This is a genomic window from Bifidobacterium sp. N4G05, assembly GCF_002742445.1.
Taxonomy (GTDB): domain Bacteria; phylum Actinomycetota; class Actinomycetes; order Actinomycetales; family Bifidobacteriaceae; genus Bifidobacterium; species Bifidobacterium hominis.
In genome coordinates, this window is the sequence record NZ_NJNQ01000005.1 from 193,910 (window position 1) to 203,207 (window position 9,298).

General features: G+C 56.7%; 8 protein-coding genes. 4 read left to right on the forward strand and 4 right to left on the reverse strand.

Translation table 11 applies throughout. The annotated features are described in order from the left end of the window. Positions 1 to 103: 103 nt before the first annotated feature. Positions 104 to 2,014: a histidine-type phosphatase gene (locus CE153_RS06935; RefSeq protein ID WP_442861970.1), complete on the reverse strand. Its 1,911-nt coding sequence runs from the start codon at positions 2,012 to 2,014 to the stop codon at positions 104 to 106. Between the two features lie 350 nt (positions 2,015 to 2,364). Between CE153_RS06935 and CE153_RS06940 the strand changes: the two genes are divergently transcribed. The 3 genes from CE153_RS06940 to CE153_RS06950 are packed head-to-tail and all read left to right on the forward strand — an operon-like array spanning position 2,365 to position 4,384. After that, complete coding sequence (locus tag CE153_RS06940; RefSeq protein ID WP_039198517.1) at positions 2,365 to 2,742, forward strand: GntR family transcriptional regulator; 378 nt, start codon at positions 2,365 to 2,367, stop codon at positions 2,740 to 2,742. Next, positions 2,739 to 3,671, forward strand: a complete 933-nt coding sequence (locus CE153_RS06945; RefSeq protein ID WP_039198519.1) for an ABC transporter ATP-binding protein — start codon at positions 2,739 to 2,741, stop codon at positions 3,669 to 3,671. Before CE153_RS06940 ends, CE153_RS06945 begins: the two co-directional genes overlap by 4 nt. Next, the gene (locus CE153_RS06950) at positions 3,668 to 4,384 is read left to right on the forward strand and encodes an ABC-2 transporter permease (RefSeq protein WP_099595652.1); all 717 of its coding nucleotides are present in this window, start codon (positions 3,668 to 3,670) and stop codon (positions 4,382 to 4,384) included. The genes CE153_RS06945 and CE153_RS06950 overlap by 4 nt, the downstream gene beginning before the upstream one ends. A gap of 95 nt (positions 4,385 to 4,479) precedes the next feature. Here CE153_RS06950 and CE153_RS06955 read toward each other — a convergent pair whose 3' ends face one another. The 3 genes from CE153_RS06955 to CE153_RS06965 form a co-directional block, all read right to left on the reverse strand. Continuing rightward, positions 4,480 to 5,139, reverse strand: coding sequence for an HAD family hydrolase (locus tag CE153_RS06955; RefSeq protein WP_039198523.1), 660 nt, complete (start codon positions 5,137 to 5,139; stop codon positions 4,480 to 4,482). Positions 5,140 to 5,236: 97 nt separating this feature from the next. After that, positions 5,237 to 6,943 (reverse strand): DNA repair protein RecN, encoded by a 1,707-nt coding sequence (gene recN / locus CE153_RS06960; RefSeq protein WP_039198524.1) that lies wholly within the window; start codon positions 6,941 to 6,943, stop codon positions 5,237 to 5,239. An 8-nt stretch (positions 6,944 to 6,951) separates the two neighbouring features. After that, entirely contained in the window at positions 6,952 to 7,890 is a 939-nt protein-coding gene (locus CE153_RS06965; RefSeq protein WP_039198526.1) for an NAD kinase, read from the reverse strand. 268 nt (positions 7,891 to 8,158) lie between these two features. Here CE153_RS06965 and CE153_RS06970 point away from each other — a divergent pair. Beyond that, a partial coding sequence (locus tag CE153_RS06970) for a potassium transporter TrkG (RefSeq protein ID WP_099595653.1) occupies positions 8,159 to 9,298 on the forward strand: 1,140 nt, incomplete at its 3' end.

Genomic DNA, 9,298 nt, shown 5'->3' on the forward strand with positions numbered 1-9,298 from the left:
ATGGGAATTGGGAACAGCGCATCAGATGTAAAACGCTAGACCGAAGTCCGGCTGCGGCCAAGTTGCAAGTCAGGCCGTAACCCGGTCGAGATAAGGTTTTAAATCAAGCCTTCCGGCGGGAACGCCGCGCGTAGCTTCCTCCAAGAATCGCGGAGGACACCATCACGACGGTCGCCACAATGGCGGGCGTCACGTTCGAACCGGTTTTGGCGAGCTTGACTGCATCGCCGCCGTTCGCGGACGATTTCACCGGATGCTCCCGCTGGCCGTTCGCATGATTCGCACCCGGAGCCTTCTGCGAATCATCTGGTGTCGATTCATGGCCTGGCGTTTCAGGCTGACCTTCCTCATCCGTCAGTCGGGCATCAACCGTGGTTCCCTTACCATTCAGACAGCTTTTCAGCTCGCTTTCCTTATACCAGGTCGAACCATCCGCAATTGGCGTGCAGGAATCGTTGAATCCGATTTCCGTCTCGTTGTACAGCATTCTGACCAACGGCTGATACGGCTGCCCCGAAGCGTCCGTACCATCACGCACAACCACATCCCACTGCACATTCGCAGCCATCGGCGTCACACTTTCGCCACGCCACGGATTGTTCTCATACGTGTACAGTTCACTCGCCTGCTGCTGCGATCCAGGCAGCTTCAGCAATGCTGCAAACGGAATAATGGTTTCGGCATGTGCGAATCGGAACGTCGCGGCGGTGCCGGCCCGCTCCCTCGTGTCGATCGCATTGAAGAAATCGTCGAGCAACGGCTGGGCGATGCGGTAGGTCTCATCCTGACCTGCGCGCCCCGGTCCCTTCTCGTAGAAGTCCTCGGCATCAAGCGACCAAGCAAACGTCTTCGCATCCTGGGCGTGCTGACCTTGGAAGTACTGGTCGAAATTGAACGTGTGGGATCCGGTGTTCTCCTGTTCCATATCGGCCGCGATGATGTACAGATTGTACAAATCCATTGCCGCGTCCTGTTCCGACGCGATCTTCTTCTTGGCGTCACCGCACGCGTTCGCATCCTTGGCAGGGTCGGCGCCGGCAGCGCAATTGGCCGCGCCCTTCTTCGTGCCGTCAGCCGTGTTGTACCAGATGCGCTGGCCTTCCTCCTTGCCGACGGACGCGAGGAAATCGTCAGTGAAGATTTGAGAGAGCAGATCATGCGAAGCGGTGGTCATGGATGGATCGTTCGTCACGTTTTCCTCAGCTTTGGCGATGCCCTCATCATTCGCGACGAACTGCTGGTAACGTTCCGCGCGCTCCTTGGCCTCGCCCGTTTTCTGCGTACCATCCGGATTATCGGTCTTATGGAAATACAACGTGGTGGTGTTCTTGTCGAAATCCTTGCCGGAATTGTTATCCGCAGGATTATTCGGTGCTACAACCGCATTCGCCAGCAAACCGTTGGAAGCCTGATCGAATCCTAGTTTGAAATTCTCTCCGGATTCGGTTGCACGAGGCTCACCCGAGCTCTGGTATGAGACGCGCAGTCCCTGCTTTGCGGCATTGGCGAACAGATCAGCATCACGCTGGTATATTCTCTCACCAATGCCCTGATGCTGTATGGCGCCCTGACCAGAGAGCATGCCATACCCGTTGCCTACGTTGGCCGCGGTAATAGCATTGACATTGTTGATGAATTCCTTGCCAACCTCTGGGCTAACGAATCCAGCATAATTGTTTTCCGCAGCGGACTGAGCCATCAGCGCCAGCAAAGCGTCATACTTGTAGCTCGACAGGCCACGCGAGCCATGCCTTGCCACAGACTCGGTGTATGCAAGATGGTATCTGTTCGGAATTGCTGAATATGATGTGCTCGCCGGTGCAACATACGGCTGCTTGCTGCTGTAATACCGGGCGGTTCCTTCCCCAGCCAAAGCCGCTGGCGTTGCGAGCATCGCCGCTGCCACTACAGCGCTTGTCAACGCAAGCATGCCACCGCCCACCGATTTGGTACCGCGTTTGCGCCAGACTCCTGCCTGCCGCTGTCCCTTTGTTGCCGTACGGTTTTTCGCCATTATCCTCATTCTTCTACCTCTTCTGCTTTGCCACATTGAAGCTGTCAGACAAGCCAGCCCGGGCGACAAAATAGGCTTGGAAGGCGAACACGCAACGCCTTAAACGTGAACGATCAACAAACAATCCGCGAACGCAAGTAAATATCGTTTCCGTCAATCGCCGACCGCAAGAGACGTTCATGGAGCGGCGGATTCCCTTATATTCCGACAAAACCCGTACTGTTATGCGACACGCAATAACAGTACGGGTTTTCTGTGTTACTGTTATATATAACAGCTAAACAGTTTGCATCTAACTGTTCAGCTGGGAGATATATCACCTACGGAATATACAGAAAAAGAGGCACAGATTGAAGCTGATCATCTCATCCGTGTCCGGAGAACCGATTTACGAACAGATCAAGAGCCAAATCAGGTCCGTGATCATGTCGGGTGAGCTTACGGCAGGCGAGGCGCTTCCCTCACTGCGCAAGCTCGCCAAGGAACTGCGCGTCAGCGTGCTCACCGTGACCAGAGCGTATAACGAACTGGCCGACGAGGGGCTCGTGGAGAATGTGCAGGGCAAAGGCACATTCGTGATGGAACGAGGCAACGAACTCATGAAGGAACGTGCGCGTGAACGCATCATGGACAAGCTCCGTGAAGTTTCCATCGAGGCCAAAGCCGCCGACATCAACCTGCTTGATCTGCTTGGCATGTTCGAGAAAGCGTACAGGGAACAATCATGAACGATTCCTCACTCCCCCAAGGAACACGGCCAACCTTGGCCTTGAGCGTAACTGGATTGACGAAGCATTATGATTCCGGCTTCACATTGGATGACGTGACCTTCGACCTGCCGTCCGGCTACATCATGGGTCTGGTCGGTCCGAACGGAGCCGGCAAATCCACGTTGATCAAACTGATCCTCAATATGACCACGCGAGACGCGGGACGAATCGAAGTGCTCGGCCTTGACGCGATGGCCAATGAGGAGCGGGCCAAAGAGCAGATGGGCGTAGTGCTCGACAGCAGCTATTTCATCGAATACATGACGGTCGACGCGGTGGAACGGACAAGCAGCCCAATGTACCCGCTGTGGGACCACAATCTGTTCGACGCATACCTCAGACGGTTCGGACTCGGACGAAACAAGAAGATCAAGGACCTGTCGCGCGGCATGCAGATGAAGCTCATGCTCGCCGTAGCGTTGAGCCACGATGCGAAACTGCTGATTCTCGACGAGCCGACCAGCGGTCTGGACGTACTGTCCCGCGACGAGCTCATGGACATCCTGTCCGATTATGTTGCGGATGGCGGACACAGCGTAATCTTCTCCACGCATATCACCGCCGATTTGGAGCGTTGCGCGGATTTCCTCGCGTATATAACGAACGGCATGCTGTATTACAGCGGGCCGAAAGACGAGTTCGAAGACGCGTTCCGTCTGGTCAAGGGCGGTCCGGATGAGCTTACTGATGGTCTACAGCGGGCAATGGTCGGCATCCGCACATACGCAACCGGCTTCGACGCGTTGGTCCGCACGCAGGACATCCCACACATCGGCGGCACCGACGGTCTCCTGACACAGCATGCTTCGATTGAAGATGTGATCAGACTGACCAACGCCGCGGAACATACGGCAACCGGCAATACCAACGAAGGAGACGTACGATGAACACGACAGCGAACGCGGACGCCATGACCGCCATCCTTAGGCAGATTTCCTTGGACTGGAACCGCACCATCAGCTACGGACGGTCGTACATAGCCATCTTCTTCGCGTACGTTCCAGGTTTCACATGCCTGATGGCGGCCACAGGATCCACTCTCGACAGCGTTGCGGGAGCCGCCATCGGCGGAGCGGCCTCCGGCTTCCTGATGCTTAATATCAGCCTGTTCTCCTATGAACAGATGAACAACCATCATTGGATGAACGGCATCGTGCCCATCAACCGCAACCACCAGATCCTCGGACGATTCGCATTCCTTATCGCCTGCGATCTGGTGGCAGGATTGGAAGTGGCCGTCAGCATCGCCTGCGCCGGCATCATCATGCACGAGCCAGTTAAAGTGACTGATGCGATCGGCTTCGCCGCGATGACCGTGCTGACCCTCGTTCTGCTCAACGCCATCGTGCAGCCGTTCCTGTACCGGTTCTCCCCTTATCGCGCCATGGCCGCCATTATTCTGAGCATCGGCGTGATCGGGGGCACGGTCATCGGACTGTGCAAGGCATTGCCGGAACTCGAAAAGACCGTCGAACAGCTGGCCGAGGCGATCAGCCGGCACCAAGCCATTGCGTTAGCGGCATTCTTGATCATCGACGTACTCGCCTTGGCGTTCTCCCGCAAGATATCGCTGCATATTTACGGCAGCAAGGACATCTGAACCGAGCCAGCCGGTAGACTCTTATGGAACGTATTTGGGGTCTTCCGAATCAACGGAAAGCCCCAAATGCATATATCCCCGTACGACGCCGGTTCCTACAATACGGCAGGCGCGTCGTGGAAGTCGAACATGACACCATCTGCCAGACCGCAAATCGCCGGCCAATCGGCATCGGACGAATCGTCGTGCATGGCCCATACCTTCATGCCAACCGACTTGGCGGAACGCATGCCGACCAGCAAATCCTCGAACACGGTGCACTCCCCCGGCTCGACTCCGAGACGAGATGCAGCCAACAGATACACGTCCGGCCGGTCTTTGCCGACATCGCCGGCATCATCGACGCTGACCACTTCATCGAAGTAGTCGAAAATACCAACATGCTTCATCGCCGGCTCTCTCATCATCGGCGGTAGCGATGTGGCAACGGCAAGTTTCGCTCCGCTCCCCTTCAATTGAGCGAGATATTCGCGCGCATATGGCTTGGCTTCGACCACTGTGGAATACATGACGCGAGCCATATGATCCCACTCGTCCATCAGCTCTTCGGGAGTGTCGGATAGATCAAAACGCGCGATCGTATATTCGGCGATCTGGCGGAATTGCATGGCTGCAACTTTCGTCATGTAATCGTCCGGCACGTCAATGCCTCGTTTTGAAAGAAAATCGATGTCAACCTGATCCCATACGCCCATGGAATCAAGTAGTGTGCCGTCAAGATCGAAAATGGCGCCTTTGCCTTGGTTGCTTGCCATCGATATCCTGCCTTTCGATTCTTATTCAAAACTGCTCACGCAGTTTTTGATGGTCGATTCCTGTTTCACGGGGTCCTTTATTATTGTGCGTCCTACGTTAATCGAGAACCGATGATTTGAGCAGTTCTTCGGCATGTTCCAGCGAGGCTTCGCTTTCGCTGCCGGACAGCATGCGTGCGATCTCATGCACACGATCGCCGCCACGCACCTGTTTGATGGTGGTTTCGACCGACCCATCTTTCGTTTCGCCTTTCGCGACAACATATTGCTCGTCGGCCCAGGATGCGACCTGCGGCAGATGGGTGACGACTATGACCTGCGCGGATTGAGCGAGTTTCGCCAATCGTGCGCCAAGTTCCACCGCGGTTTTGCCACCGACACCCGCATCGACCTCATCGAAAATGAACGTCATGGGAGGTACGGAACCGCCCGCCACCACATGTTTTTCAGCGGCGACGAGTTCGAGTGCCAGCATGAGTCGGCTCAGCTCGCCACCAGACGCGCTTTTGCCCATCGGCATTTGCGGTGAGCCGGGAAACGGTGTGAACAGAAAATCAATGTCGTCAGCACCGGAGGCATCCAAATGTTCTCGTTCCGATACGCGGATTTCCAACTTTGATCCACTCATGGCCAGTGATTCAAGTTCCGCGGTGACTTTGGCGGCGAGCTCTTTCGCCGCGGCGGTACGTCTTTTGCTTACCGCACGTGCCGCTTTCAACGCTTCACCAAACAGTTTCTCGCGTTCCTCCTGCAATTGGCCGACTTTTTCCGGAGATGCATCCAAGTCTTCCAAGTCGAACACCGCTTGATCCCTCCACGCGATCACGTCCGACAGTTCCGGCCCCCAACGACGAACCAATTCGTCAAGCTCATGGATACGTCCATTGATGGCGTCCAAGTCTTCCATGCCGAGATCATTGTCGACTTCGCCCGACAAGGTAAACACCACATCAGACAAATCAGTACTGATGGAATCAAGCCGATCGGCCAATTCCGAAAACACGCCGTCCACGTGAATGGCACGAAGCGCCTGCGACGCGCGATCAATCAGATCGGTGGCGCTGGATGATTCAACATCGTCAACAACCTGCGAAGCATCCAACGCACTCAACGCACGGTTCACCCCTTCGGCAATCTCGGCCGCGTTCTCAATGCGATCACGGCGAGCACGCAACTCGGCCATCTCCCCCGGCTGCGGATCGATGCGGTTGATTCGTTCGATGGACTCGCGCAGGTAGTCCGCCTGCTGACGCATGGACGACTCCTGGCTCGACAATCGCTCCAACCGATCATCCATGGCACGAAGCGCATTCCAAGCTTTGCCGTATGCGGCCAACGCCACGTCATCGCCGGCATAGCGATCCAAAAACTCACGTTGTCTTACGGAAGAAGCGATACGCAGCTGGTCTGCCTGACCATGAATCGTCACCAGCTCCGCTGCGATCGACCCCAGTACGGAACGAGGCACGCTACGCCCTGACAGCATGCTGCGGGAACGACCGGAGGCAGGCACCTTGCGAGACAGGAACAGTTCTCCGTCTTCAGGTTCGAAACCCGCCTCGTGCGCCGCGGCAACCGCCGCAGGCGATGAGGCGACCTCGAACACGCCCTGCGCCCACGCTTCGTTCGCTCCAACCGATACGCGGCCACCGTCGGAAGGGCCGCCGGAAATCAGCCGGATCGCACTGAGCAGCATCGATTTGCCGGCACCCGTCTCACCGGTGATCGCCGTCATACCGCCGGCAGGTGCGATCAATGCCGAACGGATCGGCCCAAGATTATGAATCTCAAGTTCTTCAAGCATCAGTGTTTTTACTCGTTCGCTTCTTTATCTTCCGGAGACACGTGGCCGCGATGTACTTCCCCGGTTTTACGTGCCTGTTCGCGCCATCCGACAACAGGAAGATCGAATTTCGTGACCAAGCGATTCGTGAAGGGCACGCCGGAAAGACGGGCCAGACGCAAGGTGCTCTTCGATTCGCGCACTTCGACGCGCGTGCCTCGTGGCAATGCGCGTTGGCGGCGGCCATCGCAGCAGATCCAGCCGTCCGACGTGGAATCCTCGAGAATATCGATGGCGAACGTGGAACCGGAACCAATAATCAACGGACGGGCGAACAAGGCATGAGCCGCCAATGGCACCAACTGCAACGCCTTCACGTTCGGCCACATGATCGGCCCTCCTGCGGAAAACGCATACGCAGTGGAACCGGTCGGCGTCGATACAATCACGCCATCGCAGCCGAAGGAGCTCATTTCCACATCATCCACGCGAATCGACAATTCGACCATTTTGCCACGGTCGGCACGCTCCAGCGTGATGTCATTCAACGCCCAATCGCCAATCGGCTCATTCGCCCCCGGCAGCCACACGTCAACATGCGCGATCATGCGTTCATCGATGGAATAATCATGCTCGGCAACCCTGCGGATCGCCTCACTCATCTGGAAGCTTTCAAATTCCGCCAAAAAACCGACATGTCCCAAGTTCACGCCAAGAATCGGCACGCTGGTGCAGTGCACCAGTTCGGCCGCTCGAAGAATGGTGCCATCCCCGCCGAGCACCACCACGATTTCGGTTCGTTCGGGAACCACCGGCGACTGCCTGCCGAAGTCCGGCGCCTCGATATTGTCGATGATCGACACTTCGAAACCGGCCTGGGTCAGCTGCTCGACCGCCTCCTCAACCACCGTTCCGCTCTCTCTCAGGCGACTATGTGTCACCACCACCGCATGACGGGTACCGAACATCGTCAATCCCTTTCCAGCAAAGGAAACGTCCTATGAAAAACGCCTATGAAGACGCCACCGACCTCCAGTGTAATCGAACAAATGAACGAAAACCGGCAATGCGCGTCGGAAACATGCCAAAACCCGCGGAAATACCCCAAATCCGCCTCCAATGCAAGCCACGAATCAGGAATGTCAGCCGTCAAATAGCCTGTTAGTCGCACATATGCCTACAATAGCTCACAGGAAAGAAGACCAACACATCATAAGAAAAGGAGAGAGGAACGGCATGTCAAACCTCGTCTTTGACGAGTCCTCCTCCAACCGTGAGGCCTCGCATGGCTACGCATGGTGGTTCTCGGGAGATACTTTCGAGAAGGCCATGGCGGAAGACCGCAAGCCGCGCAAACGCGGCCTCATGCACCGACTCGTCAACCATCCGGGCTGCCTGACCATCTTCTACTTCCTGACGCTCGCGACGTTGTCCACTACGTTGCTGATGACACCCATCGCCACACCGAAAGACGAAACCACCACGTTCACTACCGCGTTCTTCACCGCGGTATCCGCCATTTCCACATGCGGTATCTCCATCGTCAACTCCACCACGCATTGGACCACCTTCGGCCAAGGCGTGCTCATCTTCGCCGTGCAGATGGGCGGCCTTGGCGTCATGACGTTCGCCTCCTTGATCGCATTGGCCGTGAACCACCATCTCAAGGCCACGCAACGCATGCTGACCGCCAACGAACTCGGCACCACGAAGCTCGGTGAAATCAAAGGCGTGCTCACCGTGGTCATCACCACCGCGTTCGTCATCGAAGGCATCACATTCGTCGCATTGTTCCCCGGCCTCTACAAAGTCAACCACGGCAATGTGCGCCACACATTGTGGGAATCGCTGTTCTTCGCGGTCATGGCGTACAACAATGCCGGCTTCACCCCCGACGGAGCCGGGCTGCATGTCAACAACTGGGCGGTCGGCCTGCCGATCCTGGCCAGTGCTTTCTGCGGAACCCTCGGCTTCCCGGTGTTGTTGAACCTGATGCGCTCCTGGCGCATGCGCCGTCCTCCGAAGCGCTGGAGCCTGCACACCAAGCTCACACTGACCACCACGTTCTGCATTGTGATCGCCTCGTTCACGTGGTTCCTGCTGATGGAATGGAACAACAAGCTACTGTTCGCCGGAGACGGTATCGAGCCGCGCCTCTGGCACGCCATGGTCGCGGCCGTCATGCCACGAAGCTCCGGATTTGACCTGTCGTGGATGCCAGGCGTCAGCGACGCAACCAAAGTGTTCCTGTCCATCGTCATGTTCATCGGCGGTGGCAGCACCTCGACCGCAGGTGGCATCCGCGTCACCACGTTCGCGGTGATTCTGCTGACCTGTCGTGCCGCATTCACCGGACGCCACGACATCAACGCGTTC

Bases quoted from the DNA above. Each gene is read 5' to 3' on its own strand.
- CE153_RS06950 (WP_099595652.1), top strand. From the start codon at position 3,668: ATGAACACGACAGCGAACGCGGACGCCATGACCGCCATCCTTAGGCAG.
- CE153_RS06945 (WP_039198519.1), top strand. From the start codon at position 2,739: ATGAACGATTCCTCACTCCCCCAAGGAACACGGCCAACCTTGGCCTTG.
- recN (WP_039198524.1), bottom strand. From the start codon at position 6,943: ATGCTTGAAGAACTTGAGATTCATAATCTTGGGCCGATCCGTTCGGCA.
- CE153_RS06965 (WP_039198526.1), bottom strand. From the start codon at position 7,890: ATGTTCGGTACCCGTCATGCGGTGGTGGTGACACATAGTCGCCTGAGA.
- CE153_RS06955 (WP_039198523.1), bottom strand. From the start codon at position 5,139: ATGGCAAGCAACCAAGGCAAAGGCGCCATTTTCGATCTTGACGGCACA.
- CE153_RS06935 (WP_442861970.1), bottom strand. From the start codon at position 2,014: ATGGCGAAAAACCGTACGGCAACAAAGGGACAGCGGCAGGCAGGAGTC.